Source organism: Stenotrophomonas sp. SMYL86 (genome assembly GCF_036320025.1).
Taxonomy (GTDB): Bacteria; Pseudomonadota; Gammaproteobacteria; order Xanthomonadales; family Xanthomonadaceae; genus Stenotrophomonas; species Stenotrophomonas maltophilia_A.
In genome coordinates, this window is the sequence record NZ_JAWIRU010000015.1 from 44,018 (window position 1) to 68,691 (window position 24,674).

A 24,674-nucleotide genomic window follows, 5' to 3' on the forward strand; every position below is an offset into this window, starting at 1 on the left:
CGGGGCGCGGGCTGCGCGCCGCCGCGCGGCGCCCCCCCCGGGGGGGGGGGGGGGGGGCGCCCCCCCCCCCCCCCCACTACCGTGTGCCCCGGTAGTTGCCAACCTTGGTTGGCAGCTCTTTTAGGAGGCGCCAACCAAGGTTGGCATCTACCAGAGCGGGGCCTCAACGCACGTCGCGCAGTTCCCAATGGTGGCCTGCCAGCAGGCGCAGGCGCTGCTTGAACACGTCACTGTCGATGCGGGTGGTGGCCACCAGGTTGATGCGCAGGTCCTTCTGCTCGCCGGTCACGGTGGCATCCGGGTCGGTCACGCCCCACTGCGGTTCCACCGCATCCGGGTCAGGCTGCTTGGCCTTCCAGCGCTCGAACAGGCTGCCATTGCGCAGCGCATCCTGCAGCTCTTCGGCGAAACCGGCGGCGCCCTGCGAATGGAAGGACAGGTCAGGATCGTTGCCGCGGGCCTTGGACGGGTCGGGCAGGCTGATGTGGTACTGCGCAGGCATGGAGTTCTCCTTGAAGTGCGGGAAGACTGGCATAACCGCGGTGGAATCGATGTGCAGATCCGCGCCGCGTCGGGGCCTCACTCGAACCGATGCGGCCCATCGGCGAAGCCCACGGTGACTGCGCCCTTGCCGACGTTGACCATGCCGGTCAGGCTCATCACCGATTCGTACACGGTCACGCCGTGGGTGGCGCAGACCTCTTTCAGCTGTGCATAGCCGGGCAGGGTGCGCAGCTCTTCCAGCTCACCGCCGTAGCTGACGCACACCGTCGGTGTCATCAGCCCGGCGCGTACGCGCTGGCCAACTACCGCGAACAACTTCTGCACGGCGTTGTCGAAGCCCTTGATCTTGGCCACCGGTCCGGTCTCGCCGCGGTAACCGTGCAGCACCGGCTTGATGTCCAGCGCACTGCCCAGTGCGGCGCTGAGCAGGCCGACACTGCGGTCGCCCTTGTGCCGCGCACGCGCGCGCATGTAGTACAGGTCACGGGTGACCATGTAGCCGTGCACGTTGCTGGCCAACTCCTCCAGCCGCTCGCGGATCTGCTGCACGCTGGCGTTGCTGTCGCGCAGGCGCACAGCTTCCACTGCGGTCACCGCCTGCGCAGCGAACAGGTTCTGGGTGTCGAGCACGCGCAGCGCGAACGGCGAGTTGTAACCCGCCGCCTGCCGCACCGGCTTGTAGTCGTTGAGGATGGCGAAGCTGGCCTGCAGCGCGTTGTCATGGATCGGGCTGCGGGTCTTGGTGATGGTCATGCAGAACACGTGGTCGTAATCGATCACCAACTGCTGCAGGAACAGGTCGCGGATCTGGTTGACGCTGAAGGGGATGGTTTCCGCTTCAGCACCGTGTTCGGCCACGTGCGCGTGCAGGAAGCTCAGTGTGGCCTGTTCATCGCGATGATCGGCCAGCACCGCTTCGCCGATGCGTACGGTGATCGGCAGCAGCACGATGTTGTGGGTGGCGATGAAGTCCGGCGGCAGGTCGCAGGCCGAGTCGACGACGATTCCGATGCGCATCCGCGGCTCCCCCTCCAGGGCGGTTGTAGGTTCGGAAACGTGAAATCTATCTCAAATCCCAGCCAGGCGCGCGAGGGAAGCGCGCCACGCCCTGTTCAGCGACTGCGCTGCACCGCCACCGGCAGGGTGGCCAGGCGCAGCCATTCGGGCTGCCGCAGCAGGCCCGGATCGGCCAGCACCGCCGCCATCAGCGGGTGCGCGTCGTTGCCCCAGAACAGCTCCTCATCGATAGCCAGGGTCGGCACACCGAACACCCCGGCGCCAATTGCGGCCTCGGTGTTACGGCGCAGCTGCTCCTTCACCGCCGGGTCGGCGATGGCGCTGGCGACATCGTCAATACCCAGCTGTGCGGCCGGTTCGCGCAGGGCGTCAGGGCTGTCGGCCGCGTTGCCGTCGCGCCAGATCCAGTCGAACAGGACGTCCACCGCCTGCACGCTGGCACCCGCGGCCAGGCACAGGCGCAGGGCGGGCAGCGGGTTGAACGGATGGCCGGGCGGGAATCGCAGCGGTGTGCCCTCGGCCTGCGCGGTCCACAACAGCTGGCGGTAGATGAAGCGGCGCTTGGCCGGAATCTCGGCCGGCCCCAGGTTGCCCAGGTGATGCAGCACCGCACCGAAGGCGATCGGCACGGTCTGGATCTGCGCGAACTGCGGCAGCTGCTTCAGCTTCTGCCAGTGCAGGTAGGAGTAGGGCGAGATGAGGTCGAAGTACCAGCGCAGTGTCGCCATCGGTGTGTCCTCGTGTGCGGTCAGGGCTGCGCGTTGCGCTGCAGGTAGCGGTCACGCAGTTCGGTCTGGCGCGAGCGCATCGGCATCGCACGGCCGCCCAGCCAGACCTGCTCGGCATAGTGCGCCACGTCCAGCGGATCGCCCTCCCACAGCACCAGGTCGGCGCGCTTGCCCGGCTCGATGCTGCCGATCTGGTCGGCCACCCCGAATGCCTGTGCAGGCACCCGGGTCAGCCCAGCCAGGCCATCGGCCCACGGCAGACCGTTGGCCACCGCGTTGCCGGCCAGCTGGCGCATCTTGCGCGCGTTGTGGGTGGCGTCACCGCGCTGCACGAAGGAAACCGCCACGCCGGCACGCTGCAGGCGCGCGGCGTTTTCCAGGGTGGCGCCGAGCTGGTCGAAGCTCGCCGGCAGGTTGGCCAGCACGTCGACGAACACCGGCACGTGCGCGGCGGCCAGCTCCGGGGCCACCTGCCAGGCTTCGCTGGCACCGGCGATGGCGATCTTCACCTTTTCGCGGGTGGCCCAGCGCAGCAGCTGGCGGATATCGGCGGCGCGATCCACCTCCACCACGATGCGGCCCTGGCCGGCCAGGTAGCGACTGAGCGTGCGGCGTCCGGCCGGCGTCAGCAGCGCGTGCGGCGAGTCCGCAGCCACCTGGCCGCGTGCTTCGTCGATCATCTGCTGCAACAGCATCCATTGCGCGGCGCGCGAATGCCCGGTCAGTTCGGAGGCGGCCGCGCCGATGCGCAGGAACAGGGCACGCGGGCCGATCGGATCGGTGCTGCCATCGAGCCGCATCACGCCGCCCTGGCCGGCGACGAAACCACCGCCGGTGGCAGCGCCCAGCGCAGTGAAGCCGAAGCCTTCCAGGCGCGTGACCGGAATCAGCACTGAGGCCGGGTTGTAGGCGAGGGTGACGTCGAATTCCGGCCGCAGTGGCTGCTCACCGAGCTTCAGAGAACTGTCCACCGTGCTCGATTCACCGGAAACTTCTTCGATGCCAGTCTCGGTGATGCCACCGAACAGTGCCGGTGTCAGGGGACGGCCATTGGCCTCGACCACGCTGGCGCCGGCCGGCGCCGACAGGCCGTTGCCCACCGCGCGGATGATGCCGCCCTGCACCAGCACATCGGCGTTCTGCAGGCTGCCACGCGTGCTGGCCGTATGCACGGTCGCGTTGCGCACCAGCAGGTCCTGCGCCGAGGCTGCGGTTGTCATCAACAACAGCGCAACCAAGGTAGCGCCGGGCCATGCCCGGCGACGCTTGTTCAACACGCCCATCAGCGCACCTCCTGGCCAAGCTGGAAATCGGAACGCGGCGTCGCTGCCGGTGCACTGCGGTCGTACAACCTGCGGCCATCAATGAAGACCTGCTCGGCCAGCGCGTACGAGCTGAAGGGATTGCCGTTCCAGACCACCACATCGGCCATCTTGCCGGCCTCCAGGGTGCCGGTCTGGCCTTCAATGCCCAGTGCCTTGGCGGCGTTGGCGGTCATCCAGGTGATGGCATGTTCGGGCGTGATCTCCGGCATGCGCGCGCGGCGCGCGGACGCCATCACCTTGGCCGCTTCCTGGTTCAGGCGCTGGATGCCTTCGGGTGAGTCGGAGTGGACGATGGCGCAGCTGTTCTTCGGCCGGTCGACCAGCGCGATGTTCTCCGGGATACCGTCGAAGGCTTCCATCTTGAAGCCCCACCAGTCGGCCCACAGCGCACCGCAGACGCCGTCGGCGGCCAGCCGGTCGGCCAGCTTGTAGGCCTCCACGCCGTGGTGGAAGGCGGCTACCTTGAAGCCGAATTCCTTGGCCAGATCGAGCATGGTGGCCATCTCGTCGGCGCGGTAGCAGTGGATGTGCACGCGGATGTCGCCTTCGATCGCACCGGCCAGCGTGTCCAGCTTGAGATCGCGCTTGCCGCCGGCATCACCGGCGCTGTCGCCCTTGTCGCTGCCGAACCAACCCTTGCGCTTGGCCGGCTTCGGCTTGTTCTTGGCGATGTAGTCGGCGGCATCGATGAAGGCGGCGCGGTAGCCGGCCACGTTGCCCATGCGCGTGGCTGGGGTCACGCCCTTGCCTTCGCCATAGACCCGCTTGGGGTTCTCGCCGCAGGCCATTTTCAGGCCCCAGGGTGCACCGGGGAACTTCATCGCCTGGTAGGTCACCGCGGGTACGTTCTTGAGGGTCACGCCGCGGCCACCCACCAGATTGGCCGAGCCCGGCAGCACCTGCATGCTGGTCACGCCGCCGGCCAGCGCGGTGGCGAAGCCCGGGTCCTGCGGCCACACCGAGTGTTCGGCCCAGACGTTGGCGGTGACCGGCGCGGTCATCTCGTTGCCGTCGCTGTGCGCGCCGACGCCGGGGCTGGGGTACACGCCCAGGTGCGAGTGCACGTCGATCAGGCCGGGGGTGACCCACTTGCCCTGCGCATCGATGCGGGTGACACCGGCATCGGCCTGCAGCTGGCGGCCAACGGCGACGATGCGGCCCTCGCGCAGCAGCACGTCGGCATTGTCCAGGCGCTGGCCGGTGCCGGTCAGCACGGTGGCGTTCTGGATCAGCACCGGCGCATCGGGATGCGCCTGGTAGGTGCTGGGGTAGGGATCGGCGACGAAGCGCGAGGCGCCCACCGCCGGAGCCGTGCTCAATGAAAGCAGTGCCAGGGCTACCCCGGCGCGCAACAACGTCGATGCCATGCAGTTCCCCTTGCAGCTGGTCCAACCGTCGACGCTAGCCCGGAGGCGGCGGGCTTGCCAAGTGACCTTCTTCACAGGCCTGTCGACGGTGGCTCGACGGCACCGGCCGGGTGGCTGAAAATACCCGGTCCCCCGCCGTACCGGACTGCCCATGAAGAGCAAGCAGGAAATCGTCGACAACTGGCTGCCGCGCTATACCGGCGTACCGCTGGACCAGTTCGGCCAGCACATTCTGCTGACCAACTTCGGCGGCTACCTGCATACGTTCTCCGAGCTGACCGGCGCGCCGGTCATCGGCCTGGACCGGCCGATGGCCAGTGCCACCATCGATGGCATCACCATGATCAACTTCGGCATGGGCAGTCCCAATGCCGCGATCATCATGGACCTTCTGTCGGCGGTGATGCCCAAGGCGGTGCTGTTCCTGGGCAAGTGCGGTGGTCTCAAGCGCAAGAACCAGCTGGGCGACCTGGTGCTGCCGATCGCGGCGATCCGTGGCGAGGGTACCTCGGGCGACTACCTGCCGCCGGAAGTACCGGCGCTGCCGGCCTTCGCGCTTCAGCGTGCGGTTTCAACCATGATCCGCGACCTCGGCCACGATTACTGGACCGGCACCGTCTACACCACCAACCGCCGGGTCTGGGAGCACGACGAGGCCTTCAAGGAGCGGCTGCGGGCAATGCGCTGCATGGCCATCGACATGGAAACGGCCACGGTGTTCGCCGCCGGCTTCGCCAACCACATCCCCAGCGGCGCGCTGCTGCTGGTTTCGGACCAGCCGATGATCCCGGACGGGGTCAAGACCGAGGCCTCCGATGCCAAGGTCAGCTCCCAGTTCGTGGAAAACCATATCCAGATCGGCATCGAGGCGCTTAAGCTTATCCGGCGCAACGGCAAGTCGGTCCGCCACCTGCGCTTCGACGAATGATGATGAAGGCCGGGCGCGGGGCGTCCGGGCCTGGGAGTAGGTAATGGACGTTGCCGCGCAAGTGGTGGAATTCTGGAAGGAGGCGGGCCCTGCGAAGTGGTTCGCCCGCGACGACGCGTTCGACGCGCAGTTCCGCCAGTTGTTTCTGGATGAGCATTTCGCCGCCGCTTCGCGCGGGCGCGAGCATTGGCTGGGCAGTGCCGAAGGGGCGCTGGCCCTGATGCTGCTGCTGGACCAGTTCCCGCGCAACTGCTTCCGGGGCACTGCCCATTCCTACGCCACCGATGGCCTGGCCCGGCATTACGCCATGCGTGCCATCGAGGAGGGCCTGGACCTGCAGCTGGTGCCGAAGCTGCGCGCCTTCATCTACCTGCCGTTCGAGCACTCCGAGGATCCGCTGGACCAGGACCGCTCGGTGGCGATGTTCGACGTGCTGGGTGACAAGGAATACCTGCAGTACGCCGAACTGCACCGCGACATCATCCGCCGTTTCGGGCGCTTCCCGCATCGCAACGCCGTGCTGGGCCGCATCCCCACGCCGGAAGAACTGGATTACCTGGCCGAAGGCGGGTTCGCCGGCTAAGAAAAAGGGGACGGAGGGAATTAAGTCGTTTTTGCCACAAACGACTTAATTCCCTCCGTCCCCTTTTTCAGTGCCGATCAGTACTTCGGCACGCCGTTGTCGACGTCTTCCGACCAGGCGTTGATGCCGCCGGTGACGTTGAACACCTTGGTGAAGCCGAGGGCGCGGAACTGCTCGGCGGCCTGCGCGCTGCGGCCACCGTGGTGGCACATGAAGGCCAGTGCGGTGTCCTTCGGCAGGGCTTCCAGCGCGGCGCGGCCGTTGCCGTCGAAGCTCTTGAACGGTACGCCGACGGCTGCGATGGCGCGCTCGTCGGCCGGGCGCACGTCCACCAGGGTGATGTTGCCGGCACGCACCAGGTCGTCGGCGTCGCGCACGCTGATTTCCTGCACCGGCTTGGGCGCGTTCGGGTTGTCGATCGCCAGGCCCTTGCCGCGGATGTCGTCCACCCAGTCGATGGTGATGCCGTTGGCGCGACGCGCGCTGGCCAGGTCGAACTGCACGCGCAGGCCGTTGGACTCGGCGGCAATCGCGCCTTCGTCGTGCGGGGCCAGCTGGAAGTTCGGCTGGAAACCGGCGTCGATGGACAGCTGCAGGGCAGCGCCCGGAGCATCGGCCAGCGCGCCCTTGAGCATTTCCACGGCGGCAGGAGTGACGGTGATGCTCGGCGGGGTACGGTCCGGCGCAGCCAGGCCCAGCACGCTGCTCAGCTCGCCGCTGGCGGCCATCTGCAGCACGATGTCGCTGCCGCCGACCAGTTCGCCGTCGATGTACAGCTGCGGGATGGTCGGCCAGTCGCCGTAGGCCTTGATGCCTTCACGGATTTCCTGGTCGGCCAGCACGTTGACGTGGGCGAACTCGACGCCGAGGTCCTGCAGGGCGCCCACGGCCTTGGCCGAGAAACCGCACTGCGGCATCGACGGCTGGCCCTTCATGAACAGCACGACGCGGTTGGCGTTGAGGATGGATTCGATGCGCGAACGCAGGGCGGGATCGAGGGACATGGACGTCGGGGTTCCGGGAATTCGAATCATCAATTCTAACCCCCATGGCATCATGGGGGATGAGCAACGCAGGAACATTGCATCGCATCCCGGCCCGCCCCTGGCGCTGGCTGCCCTGGCTGGTGGCGTCGCAGCTGGTCGTGATCCTGGTCTGGGCCCTGGCCGGCTGGCAGTGGGGGCTGCCGCTGATGGTGGCCAGCCACGCATTGTTCATGGTGCCGGTGTTCCTGCCCAACAGCCGCTTCTATGCGCCGGTGCTGAGCCGACTGCCGGAGGCCGGCAACACGGTATGGCTGACCATCGATGACGGCCCCGGTCCGGAAACCCGCGCCGTGCTCGACCTGCTGGACCGCCACCAGGCACGCGCCACCTTCTTCCTGGTGGGGGAACGTGCGCTGGCACAGCCGGAACTGGTGCAGGAGATCCTGCGCCGTGGCCATGACCTGGGCAATCACAGCCACAGCCATCCGCAGGCGCGCTTCTGGCGGCTGGGCCCGGCGGCGATGCGCGCCGAGATCGAGGGCTGCCAGCATGCCCTGCAGGCGGTAAGCGGCCAGCCGGTGCGCTGGTACCGCTCGGTGGTGGGCATGACCAATCCGTTCGTGGCGCCGGTGCTGCAGCGGTTGGGGCTGGTCCGGGTAGGCTGGAGCGCGCGCGGCTACGACGGCGTCGGCTGCACGCCGGACGGCGTGCTGGCACGGCTGCTGCCAGACCTGCGCCCGGGCGCGATCGTGCTGCTGCACGAAGGTGCCGCCCATGGGCACAACCTGGTGATCATCGAGCGCGTGCTGCAGGCGCTGCACGAGCGCGGGCTGAAGGCGCAGCTGCCGGCCGGATAACCGGTAGCGCCGGGCCACGCCCGGCGAGCGCAGCGGCATGGATGGAATCCGCCGGGCATGGCCCCGCGCTACCGGATGCGGTGCGCCACCAGCAGCCAGCTGTTGAACGGGGTACGCCCGTGCAGCGGCCGGGGCGACGTCACCTGCAATCCGGCCTCGATCAATGTCGCCTGCAACACCTGCGGATCGGGATAGTGGCGCGGTCGTGTGCCCATCCAGCCGATCAGCCAGGCCAGCCGGTCGGCCACCCGCGTGGTGCGGTCGCGGCCATCGCCGGTGGCCAGCGGTGTACGCAGCAACAGGCAGCCGCCGTGGGCCACCTGCGCGCTGGCCGCGCGCAGCAGGGCCTGCTGTGGGCCCGCGTCCAGATACTGAAGCACGTCCAGCAGCAGGACGTGCCCGGCGTGCGCCGGCAGCGGCGCCTGCACATCCACGCAGTCGAAGCGCACGTCCTGCAGGTCGGCGGCAGCACGTTGCGCGCGGGTGATCTTGCCGGCATCCACGTCCACGCCCAGGTAATGCTGGGTACCGCCGCGCTGGCGCAGCACATGGGCGAACAGGCCCAGCCCGCAGCCCAGGTCCAGCACCGGCTGCCCATCGTCAGGCAGATGCTGCAGCACGCCGTCGTACAGCGGATCGCTGCCGAGCTTGCCGCGGGTGTAGTAGTAGTCGCGGCGGCTGCCCCAGGCCTGCGCTGGCCGGAATGCGTCGGCGATCAAGCGGGCCTGCGGGGCGGTCAGGGGCGTGCAGGGCAGGGGCGGGCCGTTCCGTGGCGTGCCGTCCATCGCCTCAGTCCGTGCCGCCAAGCAGATGCGCGGCCACCGGCAGAGCGCGCGCGCTCCACAGCGCGTACATCCGCGCCGAAGGGTGCAGGCCGTCTTCGGCAATCATCGCCGGGTCGTCACCGTGGTCACGGCTGATATCGGTGATGTCGACGAAGGCCACGCCCTGCTGGGTGCTGATCACCTCGGCAGCCGCGTTGAACTCGTCGGTCTCGATCTCGATGGCGGCCAGGTCGCGGCCACTGCCGGCGCCGAACGGGGTCGCACCCCAATCGGGGAAGGACAGCACCAGCACGCGGCCTGCGTCACCGCCAGCGAAGCCGATCGCCCGCTGCAGCAGGGCCTGGAACTGGCTGCGGTATTCGTCCAGCGGACGCCCGCGGTACTGGTTGTTGACGCCGATCAGCAGGCTGACGAAATCGAACGGCCCCTGCGGCGCGGCCGCATCGATGCCCGCATCGAGTTCGTCGGTGGTCCAGCCGGTGGTCGCAATGGTCTGCGGATCGGACAGCTCAGTGCCCTGTGCACGCAGCGCGGCAGCCAGCTGGTGCGGCCAGCGGCCTTCGACTGCAACCGCTTCACCGATGGTGTACGAATCGCCCAGCGCCAGGTAGGACAGGGTCACAGGTCAGGCCACCGAACGGCGCGGCTTCAGCGGCACGACCTTGGTCGCGTCCTCGGCACGCCGTGCCAGCACGCGGTCGATTCGCGCGAACACATCGCGCATCACCGAGGCTTCCGGCATCAGGGTCACGCGGAAATGGTGGCGGTAGGGCACGTTGAAGCTCGAGCCCGGCACTACCAGCACGCCCTCGTTGTTCATCAGGTCCAGCGCGAAGCTGTGGTCGTCGAAGCCCTTTGCCGCAGCGCCTACCACGGCCGGGAACGCGTACAGCGCACCGGCGGGAGCGACCAGCGACAGGTGCTCGCTGGCTTCGCAGGCCTCGATCACCGCGCGGCGGGTTTCATACAGGCGGCCGCCCGGCGTGCATAGCTCGGAAATGGTGTCCGGGCCGTTCACCGCGGCCTCGATGGCGTACTGGCCCGGCACGTTGGCGCACAGGCGCAGCGCGCCCAACAGGTCCAGTGCCGCGCGGAAGTCACCCAGGCGGGCATCGTCGCCGCTGAGGTGGGCCCAGCCCACGCGCCAGCCGCAGGCGCGGTGCACCTTGCTCAGGCCGCTGAAGGTCAGGCACGGATGATCACCGGCCAGCGGCGCGACCGGCTGGAACACCGCGTCGTCGTACAGGATCTGGTCGTAGATCTCATCAACCAGCAACAGCAGGTTGTGGCGGCGCGCGATCTCGACCACGCGCTCCAGCAGTTCGCGCGGGTAGCTGGCGCCGCTGGGGTTGTTCGGGTTGATCAGCACGATGGCGCGGGTGCGCGAGGACACCAGCGTCTCGATCTCGCTCGGGTCCGGCTGGAAGCCGTTCTCCGGTGCGCAGCGGTAGTACACCGGGCGGCCATCGTTGAGGATGGTCGAGGCCGACCACAGCGGGTAGTCGGGCGAGGGCACCAGCACTTCGTCGCCGGGATTGAGCAGCGCACGCAGCGACAGGTCGATCAGTTCGCTGACGCCATTGCCGAGGAAGACGCGGTCCGGGTGCGCATCGGGCGCGCCACGGCGGGCGTAGTAGCTGGCGATGGCTTCACGCGCGACCGGCAGGCCCTGCTGGTGCGTGTAGGGGTCGGTGCGGCCCATGTCGTCGGCGATCGCACGCTGAAGGTGCTCCGGCGCGCGGAAACCGAAGGCGCCGGGATTGCCGATGTTGAGCTTGATCAGCTTGCGGCCCTGCGCCTCCAGCTCCCGGGCTCGCCGCGCCAGTTCTCCGCGGATTTCGTAGCGCACTTCGGAAAGGCGCTCGCGGATGGCCAGGGGCTTGGGCGAGTTGGTGGACATGGGGGCTGGGCCGTCAAAAGGCATGGGGCTTCCATCCTACCGGAATTGCTGCAATGCATGGCAAGGGCTCCGGGCCCGTCATTGCTGGGCTGGCAGGGCGCCGGCACAGGTAGAATGGCGGCGATGACCCAGACCCCCGATTTCATCGCCCTGCAGACCATTGGCTGGCCCTGGCCGGGCCCGGCGCAGCAGGCCGACTGGCAGGCCGCGATGGCCGCACATCCGCAGGCCCGCCCGGCACGGGTGATCGAACAGCACCGCACCCACTACGTGGTGGCCGATGGCCCGGATGCGTCGATCAAGGCCGAGTCGCTGCCGGAATGGCAGCGCCCGCGCTTCCCCAGCCATGAACGGCCAGCGGTGGGTGACTGGGTATTGCTCGATGGCATCCGCATCGTCGCCCTGCTGCCACGGCGTACCGCGATCAAGCGCGGTGCGGCCGGCGAGCATTACCACCAGCAGGTGATCGCCGCCAACATCGATACGGTGTTCATCGTCTGTGGCCTGGATGCCGACTTCAATCCGCGCCGCATCGAACGCTACCTGCTGCTGGTCGGTGGTGGCGGTGCAGAACCGGTGGTGGTGCTGACCAAGGCCGACCAGACCGAGTACAGCGAAGACGCACTGGCGGTGCTGGAAGAGCTGGAGATGCAGGGCATCGCGCTGCATGCGATCAACGGCCTGGATGCCGACAGCGTGGCGGTGCTGCAGCCGTGGCTGGGCCCGGGCCGCACGGTGGTGCTGGTCGGTTCCTCCGGTGCCGGCAAGTCCACGCTGACCAACACCCTGCTCGGCGAGCAGCGGATGAAGACCAACGCAGTGCGCGCCAACGATTCGCGTGGACGCCACACCACCACGCACCGCGCGCTGATGCCGCTGCCGACCGGCGCCTGCCTGATCGACACCCCCGGGATGCGCGAGCTGAAGCCGACCGGCGAAGAGACCCTGTCCGAGGGTGGGTTCGCGGACATCGAAGCGCTGGCCGCACAGTGCCGTTTCAACGACTGCAAGCACCAGCAGGAACCGGGCTGTGCCGTGCGTGCAGCGATCGAGGCCGGCGAGATTGAAGAGAGCCGGCTGCTGAACTACTTCAAGCTGAAGGAAGAAGTGGCCGCCGCTGCCGCCAAGCTGGCAGTACGCCAGGCTGAGACCGCGCAGGAACGCGGTGGCAAGAAGGGCAAGGGCCAGCAGTTCCGCCCGGCCGGCAAGCCGCGCAGGCGTTGATCGGTATCGCGGGGTCGGATCCCATTGAACCGCAATGGGCTCTGACCCCTGCAATGAAACCCGCCTCTGCCTGCTTCGGGTGGATGCCAACTGCCCGCTCCTGGTAGGTGCCAACCTTGGTTGGCACGGATGTATCCGAAGTCCGCCTTCAGCGGATGCCAACCAAGGTTGGCAGCTACCCGATCCATTGCACCTACCAACGTGCGGGCAGGGCGCTATAGTCCGCGCATGGAACCGACTGCGACGCTGGACCGTGACGTGGCCCACCATGCAGCGCTCGATGCGCGCCTGGTCGAGGCCGTGGGAGGCATCCGCCTGCTGGGCCTGACCAGCTGGCCGGCGACGCTGCAGGCACCGTTCCTGGACAGCGTGGCGCGTGGCCAGCCGGTACTGCCGAAGGTGGATTACCCGAAGCTGGACTTCAGCGAAGAACGCCGCGCGCTGGCCGCGATCGCCGCCGACTGCGACGACAGCCACCCGCTGGGCCACTACGTGCGGCAGTCGGCGCAGAGCTGGGACCTGGCCGCACAGCTGCTGGAAGGGCTGGGCACTGCTGCAGTCGATACCTGTTCGGTGCAGCTGTTCGGCGCCCCCGAGCAGCCGTTGCCGGGCAATGGCCCGAGTACGCGTGAGGCTGCACGCCACTTCATCCAGATCGCCGCCGAACTGGACCACGAACTGCTGGCGCCGGAAGAACAGGTGCCGGTCTCGGCCATCGCGCTGCAACTGCAGCTGCAGAACGATCTGGACGCGTTCTTCGAATCGCGCATCATCCAGGTGCAGCTCGACCCGGAGCTGGTGTCCAAGGCCGCCGCCGGCCCGACCCGCATCCGCCTGCGCACCAGTGCACGCTTCAGCGCCTACGACCGCGCGCAGCTGTTCCACCATGAAGCGCTGGTGCATTCGCTGACCGCCCTGAACGGCCGCGAGCAGCCGGTGCTGCCGAGCCTGGCACTGTCCTCGCCGCGGGTGACGGCAACCCAGGAAGGGCTGGCCACCTTCGCGGAGCAGATCACCGGCAGCATCGACATCGAGCGCCTCAAGCGCATCAGCCTGCGTACCGAAGCGATTGCGATGGCACGCGAAGGTGCCGATTTCATCGAAGTGTTCCGCTATTTCTGCGATGCCGGGCAGAACGCGGAGGAGAGCTTCGCCTCGGCACAGCGCGTGTTCCGTGGGGTACCGCCGAGTGGCGGCCTGGCCTTCACCAAGGACACGGTGTACCTGCGCGGCCTGGTGTCGGTGCACACGTTCTTCCGCCACATGCTGGCCGAGGACCGCCTGCAGGTCTGCCGTTGGTTGTTCGCGGGCAAGATGAGCCTGACCGATGCGATCGCGTTCGCGCCGTTGTTCGATGCGGGGGTGCTGAAGCCGCCGCGCTGGCTGCCGCACTGGATGAGCCGGGCGAACGGCCTGGCCGGGATGCTGGCGTTCTCGCTGTTCGCCAACCGGATACGGATGGACCAGCTGGCGCCGGAATGAAATGCGTTGGCGGACCCGCCAGCGCCTGCCTGCTATCGGTGGGGAGGAGGCGGGGCACCCTGGCCAGGACACGCAAAAGCCCCTCCATGGTGCTCGATGGCGCCTTGCTCGCGTGCGCTGTCCTGCGCACACGGCAAGACCGGGGTTGGGCGTCCTGCCCAACCCGCCAGTCGCATGCGACTGGCCCATGGCGCCAACGGTCCTGGCCAGGGTGCCCCGCCTCCTCCAGACAGTTTTCTGCGGGCGCGGTAGCAGGTCCACCAGAGGGATTGCGCTTGAAAAGCAAAGAGCCGGGCAATGCCCGGCTCTTTGCTTTTGCTTTTCATTGCCTCCGCGCCGGCGCAGGAAATTGTCGAGCGCGGTGGGACGGGCCGAGGCAGGGCCGTGAGGCGCATGGATGCGCCGACCGAGCCTACAGGGACGTACTTGCAGCGTGTCCTGCCTCGGCCCGTCCCACCTCGCCCCGCTGCGGTACTGATGCGCCGCAGCGCCCGCTTCTGACTTAGAACTCCGCCGCCACCGTCATGAACAACTGCCGCGGCGCGCTCGCGTGGATCGCATAGCGCTTGCCCTCCGGATCGGTCGGTGCGAACGAACTCAGCTGGCCCGCATAGCGCTTGTTGGTCAGATTGGTCGCGTTCAACGACACCCGCACATTGCGCAGGCCCAGGCCCGGGCCGAAATCGTAGCCCGCACCGGCGTCGAAGGTGGTCACGCCCGGCACCGACTGGTCGTTGGTGTAGGTGTAGTAGCGCTTGCCGGTGTACTTGGCACGCAGGCTGGCGAAGAAGCCATCGCGGTTCCAGCTGATTTCACTGGAGGCCATGCGCTGCGGCGTATCCACGGTGATCTTGCCGGCCACCGGCACCACCGCGCCGCCGGACAGGTAGTCGTCCTCGTAGGTGGTCTTGTTCCAGGACAGCGCGTTGTACCACTGCAGGCCGTCGATCGGCTTGAAGATGAAGGTCAGTTCCGCACCGTAGCTCTTCACCGAACCGACGTTGATGAAGCGCGTCACGCACTCCGGACGCGTGCCGACTTCGATGCTCGAGCACGGGTTCAGCGACAGCAGGCGGTTGTCGAACTTCACGTTGTAGCCCGCGATCGACGCCTGGTACTTCTCGCCGAAGGTACGGAAGCCGGCTTCCAGGCTCTTGGACTTCTCCGGCTCCAGCCCGGCACTGGCCGCGAACGATTCCGGCGACACCTGCAGCGGGCCGCCGCTGCCACCGCCGACGAAGGCCGCGATGTTTTCGGCATACGAGGCGAACAGCTCGTTGTTGGCGTTGAGCTTGAAGCCCAGGCCCAGCTGCGGCAGCACCGATTCCTTGGCAGTCAGCGTGCCTGAGGCGATGCTGGTTTCCACGCCCGGGTTGGCGGTGGCGCGCATGCGGGTGTTCGGGCTCTTGATGCCCACGTCCACGGTCAGGCGCTGGTCGAGGAAGCGCATGCGGTCCTGCACGTAGAACTGGCGCGTGCGGATGTCGAAGTCCTGGTTGAACAGCAGGCGGTCCGGGTTCTTCAGGTACAGGTCGTCCAGGAACGGGCCGCTGATGTAGTAGAAGTTGCGCGACACGTTATGGTCGTTCTGCTCGTACCACAGGCCGGCTTCCAGCTCGTGGATACCGACCGTCCACGACAGTGCGGCGGTCAGGCCATCACGGTTGATCGTGTAGTTGGTGCTGCGGATCGAGATCGGCAGCATCTTGTCGGTGCCCGGGTAGGACGGCTGGCCCGGTGCCCACCAGTGGCCCTGGCCACGGTTGTCGTGGTGGTAGGCCAGCAGCTTCAGGCGCCCCTGCTCACCCAGGCGCAGGTCGGCATCCACCGAGTACAGGTTGTCGTCACGCAGTGCACGGCTCTGGTAGTACGCATCGTCGATGCTGGTGACGCCACCGCTGAACCTGCACTTGCTGCGGTCCAGCGTGCCCGGCGCGCAGTACGCAGCAGCCACGGCTCGATCCCAGTCCGGTGCGTAGATGTTCCAGTCATAGCCCAGGCCGCGGGCCAGCATGTCCTTGGACAGGTAGGCGTAGTTGGCCTGGCTGGCGCGCGAGGTGGCCACGAACGCACCGAAACGATGGTCGCCCACGTTCCACACCGCCTTGGCGTTGAACTGGCGGGTGGTCTGGTTCTGGTACGGCGCAGCCCACATGTCCTGGTCCTGGTGCACGCCGGACACGTAGGCCGAGAAGCCGTTGATGTCGCCGGTATCCACGCGCAGGTAGCCACGGCGCTGGCTGTTGTCGCCAACGGTGACGCTGGCGCGACCGCCGAATTCGGTGGACGGGTCCATCGAGAAGTACTGGATGGTGCCGCCCAGGTTGCTGGTCGAGGCCACGCCCAGCGAACCGATGCCCTGCGACAGCTCGGCACCGGCCAGGTTCTCGGCGATGATCGCGCGGGCGATGCTCAGGCCGTTGTAGTTGCCGTAGCTGTTGTCGCCCAGCGGGATGCCGTCCAGCGTGTAGCCCAGGCGGCTCTTGTCGAAGCCGCGCAGGCTGATGGTCTGCGATTCCTCGTTGGCGCCGAAGGCGTCGTTGGACTGCACCGACACGCCCGGCAGGCGATCGAGGATCTTCTGGCCGCTGGTGCCCGGCGGCAGCACCTGCTTGTCGACGGCGGTGATGCGCTGCACCTGGCGGGTCTCGCCCTGGCCGATCACGGAGACGGTATCCAGCGTCTGCGCGCTCAGCGCGGCATCGGTGCTGGCGCCGGCATCGGCGGCGGTGGCGGCATGGGCGCTGGCGGCGGCGGAGAGCGCGATCGCCACGGCGATCGTCAGGTGTCGGGTCTGCATGGTGGTCCGTTGCATTGGGGGTGGTCACCGGCACGCGTGCGCGGTGCATGGCCACTATGCGAACGGAACATGAAACCTTCTTTACGGAAAACCAACGAACGGTGCAGGACAGTGGTGTGCGTCCTGCAACATTCTTGTCATGGCGGCGATGCGTCTGCCGGCTTGAGGATCACCTCCGCGACGCACGTGTGATGCAATCCGGGAAAGAGGTAGCTCACCCATCGGTCCGGGGCCGGGTAGCTCAACGTCAATGCCTGTTCCGGGGCGTGGCCTGAAGGAGGAAGAACATGCGCTGGCGCGGCCTGGCGCTGGACGATCTGCCGACGCGTCACACAGACGCCTCCGACATCCAGGCGCACGGAGTGCACGTGCTGGCGATCGGCCTGCAGCAGGACTATGCCGCCGGTGATCCGAAGCGGTGGGGACAGGGCCACCGGCGGCAGCGTGATGCCCGGCAACGCATACGGTGTTTCGATGACGGCCGCTGTCGCCGGCAGCATGGCGCGAAGGTCTTCCGGACGTGCCGCGCGTGGCAATGGTGCGCCCCAGCTGCGGGTCAGTTCGACCAGACGATCGGCCTGCACATCGTCAGCCATCGGCAACTGGTCGGGTGCGGTCGCCGCACACAGTGCAGGCAGCAGGATCGCAAGGTTTCCCCACCACAGACGCTGCATGGGCGAACTCCCGGTGCACGGATGCTGCCGGTATAGCACGCACCGGGTACAGGTAGAAAAAAGGGGCCGGATCCCCCTCGCGAGCGAAGGTTCACCGGCCCCGCGCACTCCGTGGGGGAGGCGGTCCACGCGCTGCGTGGAGACGGGCTCAACCCATGTACAGGCCACCGTTGACCGGATAATCGGCGCCGGTCACGTACGAGGCTTCGTCCGAGGCCAGCCACGCGCACAGGCCGGCCACTTCTTCCGGACGGCCCAGGCGTCGCACCGGTACCGAGGCGGCCAGTCGGTCCAGCACATCCGGCGGGAAGCTGCTGATGGCCTGGCTGGCGATATAGCCCGGCGACAACGTGTTGACGGTCACCCCGCGCGAGGCCACTTCCGCGGCCAGCGCACGGCTGAAACCATGCATCGCGGCCTTGGCGGTGGCGTAGTTCACCTGGCCGATCTGGCCCTTGTGGGCGCTGACCGAACCGATGTTGATGATGCGGCCCCAGCCCCGCGTGGCCATGCCGTCCACCACCTGCTTGGTCAGGTTGAACAGCGCATTGAGGTTGGAGGCGATCACCGCGTTCCAGTCTTCCACCGTCATCTGCCGGAACAGCAGGTCGCGGCTGCCGCCGGAATTGTTGACCAGTACATCCACCTCGCCGACTTCGGCGCGGACCTTGGCGAACGCCGCGCTGGTCGAGGCCCAGTCGGTCGCGTTGCCTTCGGAGGCGATGAAGTCGAAGCCCTGTTCGCGCTGCTCGCGCAGCCAGTTGGCCTTGCGCGGTGAGTTCGGCGCGCAACCGGCGACCACGGTGTGGCCGCTGCGGGCCAGGCTCTGGCAGATGGCAGTACCGACACTGCCCATGCCGCTGGTGACGTAAGCGATTCGAAGCGTCATTGCAGAAGGCTCCTTGGTAAGGGGTCAGGCCGCGAGCGGGTACAGGCCGAACAGCAGGCTGCCGACCATCAGCAGCATCGAGATGGCGATGGCCCACTTCAGGGTGAACTTCTGGTGATCGGCGAACTCGACCTTGGCCAGGCCAACCAGCAGGTAGGTGGACGGCACCAGCGGGCTGAGCAGGTGCACCGGCTGGCCGGCCAGCGAGGCACGCGCCATTTCCACCGGGGTGATGCCGTAGTTGCCGGCGGCCTCGGACAGGATCGGCAGCACGCCGAAGTAGAACGCGTCGTTGGACATGAAGAAGGTGAACGGCATCGACGCCACCGCCGTGATCACCGCCAGGTACGGGCCCCACGATTCCGGGATCACCGCCAGGAAGCTGTGCGACATCGCTTCGACCATGCCGGTGTTGTTGAGGATGCCGGTGAAGATGCCAGCGGCGAAGATCAGCGACACCACCGACAGCACGTTACCGGCGTGGTTGACCACGCGGCGGCGCTGCTCGGCCAGGTTCGGATAGTTGATCACCAGGGCGATGGCGAAGCCGACCATGAACAGCACCGGCATCGGCAGCACGCCGATGATCAGCGCGGTCATCAGCGCCACGGTCAGGGCCAGGTTGACCCACAGCAGCTTCGGACGCTTGATGTCCTCGGCGTCTTCCACGGTCGGCAGCGGGTTGCTGTCGTCGGACACGCTGTTGTCCATCCAGCTGCCGCCCTTGGGCAGGGTCACCACGCCCAGGCGACGGCGTTCCTTCAGGCCCAGGTACCAGGCCAGCAGCAGCACGCCGGCACAGGCGATCACCATCGACGGGATCAGCGGCACGAACACATCGGCCGGGTCCACGTGCAGCGCGGTGGCCGCGCGGGCGGTCGGGCCGCCCCACGGGGTCAGGTTCATCACGCCGCCGGCGAGGATGGTCACGCAGGTCATGTTCAGCGCGTTCATACCCAGCCGCTGGTACAGCGGCAGCATCGCCGAGACGGTGATCATGTAGGTGGTCGAGCCATCACCGTCGAGCGAGATCAGCATCGCCAGCACCGCGGTGCCGAGCACGATCTTCATCGGATCGCCCTTGACGAAGCGCAGGATCATCCGCACCAGTGGATCGAACAGGCCGGCGTCGATCATCACCCCGAAGTAGAGGATGGCGAACATCAGCATCACGCCGGTCGGCGCGATCTTCTTGATGCCCTCCAGCATCATCTCGTCGATGTTGGCGCCGAAGCCGCCGATCAGCGCGAACAGGATGGGGATGGTGATCAGGGCGACGAGCGGCGACAGGCGTTTGCTCATGATCAAGTACATGAACGTAATGACCATGCCAAAGCCGAGGATGCTCAGCATCATCTGCGGACTCCTTGCGAAAACAGGACGTGGGGGAGTGGAAGGGGCCCGGGCGGAATGCCCGGAATGTCGGGCTTAGAAGTCGTACTGCAGGCGGCCGGTGACCGCGCGCGTGCGGTCCACCGTGACCCCGGCGAGGCGGTCGCGGTTGCGGCTTTCGATCACGTTGAGCATGAAGCGCAGGTTGTCGCGCAGGTACCAGTTGCCACCCAGCGTCCACGCTTCGGTGCTGCCGCGGCGCAGGTCGGCTGCACCGTCGAGGTGCTGTGCGCCCCACATCTGGTCGTAGCGCAGTGCCACTTCGAAGGCACCGGCCCTGTGGCGGATGTCCTTCACCCGCGCGAAGCGGCCGGTCTTGCGGTCGTAGGCGCGGCTTTCGCCGGTGACGAACCAGCTGAGCATGCCGTAGGCGGCCATCACGTCACCGCGCTGCGCGCCGTCATCGAAGGTGGCACCACTGAACTCGCCCTGCCACGACAGCGGGCCGCGCACCTGCGCGTATTCCAGCGACCACTTGTTGACGTCGGTATCGCGGCCAGCGGAGAAGTCGACCAGGGTCAGGCGGCTCTCGTCGGACAGGTGGCCGGCCGGGCGCGGGCGGATCTTCAGGCCCGGGACGCCGTTGGCGCCCGGGTTGTCGTAGGCCTCACGGGCCAGCGACAGGCCCAGGTGCAGCACGTCGCCCTCGCTGGGCGAGGGCGCCCAGGTGACGCGGCCACCGGCGGCGCGGCCCTTCACCTGCCAGGCGTCGATGCTTTCCAGGCTGTAGATGCTGGCCGCCCAGGTGAAGTCGCCGGGGTTGGCCTGCCACGATGCGCCCAGGCGATACAGCGGCGCCAGCGTGGTGCCGGCGTTGCCGCGCTCCAGGAAGCTGCCGTAGTTGGAGCTGGTGCGGTCATCCAGCGAGAAGTACTGCTTGAACTGGCCCACGGTGAGCTTGCCGGCCTTGCCGAAGCTGCGTGCCAGGTACACGTCCTTGGCCTCGACGCGGTCGCCGGAGAAATCGGCTTCCAGCTTGTAGTCGACCACGAAGAACTTGCCGGACACATCGACCCAGGCACGGCGGATCTCGGTGTCATCCTTGTTCGGCGTACCGCGGTTGTCGTTGTCGAAGGTGGCGAAGTCCAGGTGCAGGCGGCCTCCGAGCGAAGCCGTGACCGGACGATCATCTTCGGCGGCAAAGGCCGGCGCCGACAGGGCAGCCAGCGCCATCATGGCGGCAGGGCGCCGCCAGGCAAACGTGAATTCCACAAACCCTCCCAGGTGCGCGCCAGGCGCGCGGCAATCGTGGGCACCGGACGGTGCGCGGCCGCAGTCTGGGTTGCCGTAGCTGTCATCGTCCTGTCAACGGATTGTGCGGTGCAGCGTAAAACCGGCCACTGCGCTCACTGGGCCACGCCCGGCAAGCGCGGCGGCGGCATGCGGTAGCATTCGTTTCCCCTCCCACCCCCGTGCCCATGCGCCTGCTGCTGGTCGAAGACAACCCGGATCTGGCCGATGCGATCATCCGCCGCATGCGCCGCAGTGGGCACGCCGTGGACTGGCAGGCCGATGGCCTGGCGGCCGCCAGCGTGCTGCGCTACCAGAGCTTCGACCTGGTGGTTCTGGATATCGGCCTGCCCAAGCTCGATGGCCTGCGCGTGCTGGCCGGCATGCGCGAGCGCGGCGACAGCACACCGGTGCTGATGCTGACCGCGCGCGACGGCATCGAAGACCGTGTGCAGGCGCTGGACGTCGGCGCCGACGATTACCTGGGCAAGCCGTTCGATTTCCGCGAGTTCGAAGCGCGCTGCCGCGTGCTGCTGCGACGCGCGCGCGGCCAGGCCAGCGAAGTGGTGCAGATCGGTGGCTTCCAGTTCGACAATGCCGCGCACCGGGTCAGCCTCGACGGCGAACCGATCGAACTGCCGAACCGCGAGTACCGGCTGCTGGAGATTCTGGTCGGCCGCCTCGGCCAGGTGGTCGGCAAGGATGAGATAGGCAATGGCCTGTTCGGCTTCGACGATGAAGCCGGCCCGAATGCCATCGAGCTGTATGTGGGGCGCCTGAGAAAGAAGCTGGCAGGTGCACCGCTGCGCATCACCACGGTGCGCGGCGTTGGCTACCTGCTGGAAGCCAGTGATGACAGCGCCGACGCCGATGGCTGACGCGCGTACCGCGAACGCCGCACCGGGCTCGCTGCGGCGCACGCTGCTGCTCTACCTCGGCGCGTTGCTGGCGGTGTTCGCGGTGGCTCTGCTGTTTGCCGCGCGCGGCTATGGCCAGCGCGCCGCCAACCGTTCCTACGATCACCTGTTGGTGTCCTCGGCGTTGTCCATTGCCGATTCGGTGGCCCTGGTCGATGGCCAATGGCAGGTCGATCTGCCCTATGCGGCGCTGGACCTGCTGGCGATGGCCCCGGAAGACCGCGTGTTCTATCGGGTCGCCGACAGCCGTGGCAACCTGATCACCGGCTATGGCGACCTGCCGGCGCCGCCGCGCCGGCCCGGCACGCAACCGCAGCTGTTTGATGCGGCGTACAGTGGCGAGACCGTGCGCTTCGTGGTGGTCGGCCGCAGTTTCGCCGCCGCCTCGGCGCAGGGCGAAGTACAGGTGCAGGTCGGCCAGACCCGGCGTGCGCGTGAAGCGGTCGCGCAGGACATGGTCAACCGCGCACTGCTGGCGATCGGTGTGCTGTCCGGCCTGCTGCTGGCGCTGGTGGCCTTTGGCGTGCATCGCGCATTCCGGCCATTGGTGCGGGTGGAACGCGAGCTGTCACGCCGCGAGCCCTCTGACCTGAAGCCGCTGGATGCCCGTGTACCGCGCGAGATGGACCAGATGGTGGCAGCGTTGAACCGCTTCATGGAACGCCTGTCCAGCAGCAACGAGACCTTGCGTGCGTTCATGGCCGAAGCCGCCCACCAGATGCGCACGCCGTTGGCTGCCCTGCGCGCGCAGGCACAGCTTGCGCTGGATGACGACGACCCCGAAGACATGCGGCGCAGCCTGCAGGCGATCGAGCGCAATGCCACGCACATGAGCCGGCTGCTCAACCAGCTGCTCAGCGATGCCAGCGTGATCCATCGCTCGCACCTGCAGCGCTTTGCAGCGGTGGACCTGGCCGAGACCGTGCACCAGGCCCTGCATGAAGCACTGCCGCAGGCCGGCCCGGCACCGCGCGTGCAACTGGCGATGACCGCCGAGCCGGTGCAGGTGCATGGTGATGCACTGCTGCTGCGCGAAGCGATCAAGAACCTGGTCGACAATGCACTCAAGTACGGCGGCGACGGTCCGTTGCAGATCGCATTGACCGTGGAAGGCGGGCAGGCCGTGCTGACTATCGCCGACCACGGTGCCGGCATTGCCGCCGCCGATGCCGAACGCGTGTTCGAGCGCTTCGCCCGTGGCGAAGGGGCGCCGTCCGGTGGCGCCGGGCTGGGCCTGGCCATCGTCAAGCGTGTGGTCGACAGCCACGGTGGCCGCATCGACCTCAGCAATCGTCCTCAGGGCGGGCTGATCGCCACCATCCGCCTGCCCCGGAGCAGTCCATGATCCGTCTGTTCGCTGCTGCCCTTGCCTTGCTGTTGGCCCTGCCGGTGCTGGCTGCGCCCGGCGATGTGCGCCGTTTTCCCGCACAGGCAAAGACCACGGCGCAGCTGCGCATCCACGGCACCACCGACATCGAAGTGTTCGCGGTGGTCATCGCCGACTACCAGCGGCTGCACCCGGGCACCGAAGTGGTGTACGAGGACATCATCACCCAGGACCTGTACGCGCGGTACCTGCACGACCGCGGCGGACCGGCATCGCCGGACCTGCTGATCTCCAGTGGCATGGACCTGCAGACCAAGCTGGTCAACGATGGTCATGCACTGCCGCACCGCTCCGCGCAGACCGCCGCGCTGCCGGCCTGGGCGCAGTGGCGCAGCGAGGCATTCGGCATCAGCTACGAGCCGGTGGTGATGGTCTACAACACCCGCGCGCTGACGGCTGCGAGGGTGCCGCACACGCGCCGGCAACTGCTGGACCGGTTGCGCGCCGAAGGCGCACCGCTGCGCGGCAGGGTCGGCACCTATGACATCGAACGCAGCAGCGTCGGCTACCTGCTGTCAACGCAGGATGCGCAGCGTGGCAGCATCGCCGGTGCGCTGCTGGGCGCGCTGGGCGACAACGATGTGGTGCGCGAGGAGCGCACCGGCGTGCTGCTGGACAAGGTGGCCAGCGGACAGCTGTCGCTGGTCTACAACGTGCTCGGCTCTTACGCGCAGGCGCGCATCGACGCGGGTGCTCCGCTGGCGATTGTGGAGCCCGAGGACTACACGCTGGTGGTACTGCGTACAGCGGTGATTCCACGCACCGGCCCACACCCGGAAGAAGCCCGGCGCTTCCTCGACTACCTGTTGTCGCCGCGTGGCCAGCAGGTGCTGTCACGCGAGGCACGGCTGATGCCGATCGTCACCGGCAGCGCACGTGGCGACGATGCGCCCGGCCGCAGCCGCCGCCCGATCCAGCTGGGCCCGGGCCTGCTGGTGTACCTGGATGCACTCAAGCGCCGCCAGTTCCTCGATGCCTGGCGCAGCAGCGTGGAGCCGGCAGGGCGCTGAGGCGACGGCCTGCCCGTACAATGGCGGCATGAGCGAATACACCATCCTGATCGCCGATGACCACCCGCTGCTGCGTTCGGCAGTGGTGCAGTCATTGCGGCAGAGCCTGCCGCTGGCGCAGGTGCGCGAGGTCGCCAGCGCCGAGGCATTGGCCGAAGCCCTCGACGCGCACCAGGACGTGGACCTGGTGCTGCTCGACCTGACCATGCCCGGCGCGCACGGCTTTTCCGCGCTGCTGCACGTGCGCGGCTCGCATCCGGACATTCCGGTGGTGATCCTCTCGTCCAACGACCACCCCCGTGTGATCCGCCGCGCCCAGCAGTTCGGTGCCGCCGGTTTCATCCCGAAGTCGGCCCCGGCCGAGACCATTGGCGAGGCCGTGCAGGCGGTCCTTGATGGCGGCTTGTGGTTCCCGGCGATGGCCGCCGAACGCTCCGAGGCCGACGCACTGCTGGCCAGCCGCCTGGCCCAGCTGACCCCGCAGCAGTTCCGCGTGCTGCTGTGCCTGGCCGATGGCCTGCTCAACAAGCAGATCGCCTATACGCTGGGATTGGCCGAGAACACGGTGAAGGTGCATGTCACCGCGATCCTGAAGAAGCTCGAATGCCATAGCCGCACGCAGGCGGCAGTGCTGGTGAAGGCGCTGGAGCCGGAAGGCGACGCGGGCATCGGGTTGTAGTTTCCAGCCA

General features: G+C 67.7%; 23 protein-coding genes. 9 read left to right on the forward strand and 14 right to left on the reverse strand.

Annotation, left to right across the window (positions count from 1 at the left end; translation table 11 throughout):
• Positions 1-163: 163 nt before the first annotated feature.
• The 5 genes from V3B64_RS15780 to V3B64_RS15800 form a co-directional block, all read right to left on the reverse strand.
• On the reverse strand, positions 164-502 hold the full coding sequence (locus tag V3B64_RS15780; protein WP_032129876.1) for a hypothetical protein: 339 nt from the start codon (positions 500-502) through the stop codon (positions 164-166).
• A gap of 77 nt (positions 503-579) precedes the next feature.
• Positions 580-1,521: a DegV family protein gene (locus V3B64_RS15785; protein ID WP_032129875.1), complete on the reverse strand. Its 942-nt coding sequence runs from the start codon at positions 1,519-1,521 to the stop codon at positions 580-582.
• A 95-nt stretch (positions 1,522-1,616) separates the two neighbouring features.
• Positions 1,617-2,249, reverse strand: coding sequence for a 2-hydroxychromene-2-carboxylate isomerase (locus V3B64_RS15790; protein ID WP_049421816.1), 633 nt, complete (start codon positions 2,247-2,249; stop codon positions 1,617-1,619).
• 20 nt (positions 2,250-2,269) lie between these two features.
• Complete coding sequence (locus tag V3B64_RS15795) at positions 2,270-3,532, reverse strand: amidohydrolase family protein (protein WP_121504402.1); 1,263 nt, start codon at positions 3,530-3,532, stop codon at positions 2,270-2,272.
• Complete coding sequence (locus tag V3B64_RS15800) at positions 3,532-4,941, reverse strand: amidohydrolase (RefSeq protein WP_049462465.1); 1,410 nt, start codon at positions 4,939-4,941, stop codon at positions 3,532-3,534. Before V3B64_RS15800 ends, V3B64_RS15795 begins: the two co-directional genes overlap by 1 nt.
• 151 nt (positions 4,942-5,092) lie before the next feature.
• On the opposite strand from V3B64_RS15800, the gene V3B64_RS15805 reads away from it, so the two are divergent.
• Positions 5,093-5,869: an AMP nucleosidase gene (locus tag V3B64_RS15805; protein ID WP_005414446.1), complete on the forward strand. Its 777-nt coding sequence runs from the start codon at positions 5,093-5,095 to the stop codon at positions 5,867-5,869.
• Between the two features lie 43 nt (positions 5,870-5,912).
• Positions 5,913-6,452: a DUF924 family protein gene (locus V3B64_RS15810; protein WP_006384394.1), complete on the forward strand. Its 540-nt coding sequence runs from the start codon at positions 5,913-5,915 to the stop codon at positions 6,450-6,452.
• Between the two features lie 77 nt (positions 6,453-6,529).
• On the opposite strand, the gene grxD is transcribed toward V3B64_RS15810, so the two are convergent.
• A complete protein-coding gene (gene grxD / locus V3B64_RS15815) occupies positions 6,530-7,456 on the reverse strand; it encodes a Grx4 family monothiol glutaredoxin (protein ID WP_049421809.1) in 927 nt (308 codons plus the stop codon).
• Positions 7,457-7,515: 59 nt separating this feature from the next.
• Here grxD and V3B64_RS15820 point away from each other — a divergent pair, with 59 nt between their 5' ends.
• A complete protein-coding gene (locus V3B64_RS15820) occupies positions 7,516-8,295 on the forward strand; it encodes a polysaccharide deacetylase family protein (RefSeq protein ID WP_329914443.1) in 780 nt (259 codons plus the stop codon).
• Between the two features lie 68 nt (positions 8,296-8,363).
• Here the strand turns inward: V3B64_RS15820 and V3B64_RS15825 are convergent, their stop codons facing one another.
• The 3 genes from V3B64_RS15825 to V3B64_RS15835 are packed head-to-tail and all read right to left on the reverse strand — an operon-like array spanning position 8,364 to position 10,980.
• Positions 8,364-9,080, reverse strand: coding sequence for a class I SAM-dependent methyltransferase (locus tag V3B64_RS15825; protein ID WP_329914444.1), 717 nt, complete (start codon positions 9,078-9,080; stop codon positions 8,364-8,366).
• 4 nt (positions 9,081-9,084) lie between these two features.
• On the reverse strand, positions 9,085-9,702 hold the full coding sequence (locus V3B64_RS15830; protein WP_006384308.1) for an SGNH/GDSL hydrolase family protein: 618 nt from the start codon (positions 9,700-9,702) through the stop codon (positions 9,085-9,087).
• Between the two features lie 3 nt (positions 9,703-9,705).
• A complete protein-coding gene (locus V3B64_RS15835) occupies positions 9,706-10,980 on the reverse strand; it encodes a pyridoxal phosphate-dependent aminotransferase (protein WP_049459653.1) in 1,275 nt (424 codons plus the stop codon).
• A 114-nt stretch (positions 10,981-11,094) separates the two neighbouring features.
• Here V3B64_RS15835 and rsgA point away from each other — a divergent pair, with 114 nt between their 5' ends.
• Together rsgA and V3B64_RS15845 are read left to right on the forward strand one after the other, a co-directional pair.
• Entirely contained in the window at positions 11,095-12,204 is a 1,110-nt protein-coding gene (gene rsgA, locus V3B64_RS15840) for a ribosome small subunit-dependent GTPase A (RefSeq protein WP_032129866.1), read from the forward strand.
• 228 nt (positions 12,205-12,432) lie between these two features.
• Complete coding sequence (locus tag V3B64_RS15845; RefSeq protein WP_329914445.1) at positions 12,433-13,686, forward strand: flavohemoglobin expression-modulating QEGLA motif protein; 1,254 nt, start codon at positions 12,433-12,435, stop codon at positions 13,684-13,686.
• Between the two features lie 502 nt (positions 13,687-14,188).
• On the opposite strand, the gene V3B64_RS15850 is transcribed toward V3B64_RS15845, so the two are convergent.
• The 5 genes from V3B64_RS15850 to V3B64_RS15870 form a co-directional block, all read right to left on the reverse strand.
• Positions 14,189-16,486 carry a TonB-dependent receptor gene (locus tag V3B64_RS15850; protein WP_329914446.1) on the reverse strand — a complete coding sequence of 766 codons (2,298 nt, stop codon included), beginning with the start codon at positions 16,484-16,486 and terminating at the stop codon, positions 14,189-14,191.
• Positions 16,487-16,623: 137 nt separating this feature from the next.
• On the reverse strand, positions 16,624-17,082 hold the full coding sequence (locus V3B64_RS15855) for a hypothetical protein (RefSeq protein ID WP_329914447.1): 459 nt from the start codon (positions 17,080-17,082) through the stop codon (positions 16,624-16,626).
• Positions 17,083-17,308: 226 nt separating this feature from the next.
• Complete coding sequence (gene phbB, locus V3B64_RS15860; protein ID WP_005419193.1) at positions 17,309-18,049, reverse strand: acetoacetyl-CoA reductase; 741 nt, start codon at positions 18,047-18,049, stop codon at positions 17,309-17,311.
• A gap of 24 nt (positions 18,050-18,073) precedes the next feature.
• A complete protein-coding gene (locus V3B64_RS15865; RefSeq protein ID WP_329914464.1) occupies positions 18,074-19,402 on the reverse strand; it encodes a CitMHS family transporter in 1,329 nt (442 codons plus the stop codon).
• Positions 19,403-19,477: 75 nt separating this feature from the next.
• On the reverse strand, positions 19,478-20,617 hold the full coding sequence (locus V3B64_RS15870) for a porin (RefSeq protein WP_329914465.1): 1,140 nt from the start codon (positions 20,615-20,617) through the stop codon (positions 19,478-19,480).
• Positions 20,618-20,859: 242 nt separating this feature from the next.
• On the opposite strand from V3B64_RS15870, the gene V3B64_RS15875 reads away from it, so the two are divergent.
• Genes V3B64_RS15875 through V3B64_RS15890 form a run of 4 tightly spaced genes read left to right on the forward strand, consistent with a single transcriptional unit; the run spans position 20,860 to position 24,664 of the window.
• Entirely contained in the window at positions 20,860-21,549 is a 690-nt protein-coding gene (locus tag V3B64_RS15875; protein ID WP_049463657.1) for a response regulator transcription factor, read from the forward strand.
• Positions 21,542-22,933, forward strand: coding sequence for a sensor histidine kinase (locus tag V3B64_RS15880; protein WP_032129112.1), 1,392 nt, complete (start codon positions 21,542-21,544; stop codon positions 22,931-22,933). The genes V3B64_RS15875 and V3B64_RS15880 overlap by 8 nt, the downstream gene beginning before the upstream one ends.
• Positions 22,930-23,985, forward strand: coding sequence for an ABC transporter substrate-binding protein (locus V3B64_RS15885; RefSeq protein ID WP_329914448.1), 1,056 nt, complete (start codon positions 22,930-22,932; stop codon positions 23,983-23,985). The genes V3B64_RS15880 and V3B64_RS15885 overlap by 4 nt, the downstream gene beginning before the upstream one ends.
• 28 nt (positions 23,986-24,013) lie before the next feature.
• Positions 24,014-24,664, forward strand: a complete 651-nt coding sequence (locus V3B64_RS15890; RefSeq protein WP_182266672.1) for a response regulator transcription factor — start codon at positions 24,014-24,016, stop codon at positions 24,662-24,664.
• The last annotated feature ends 10 nt before the right edge of the window (positions 24,665-24,674 follow it).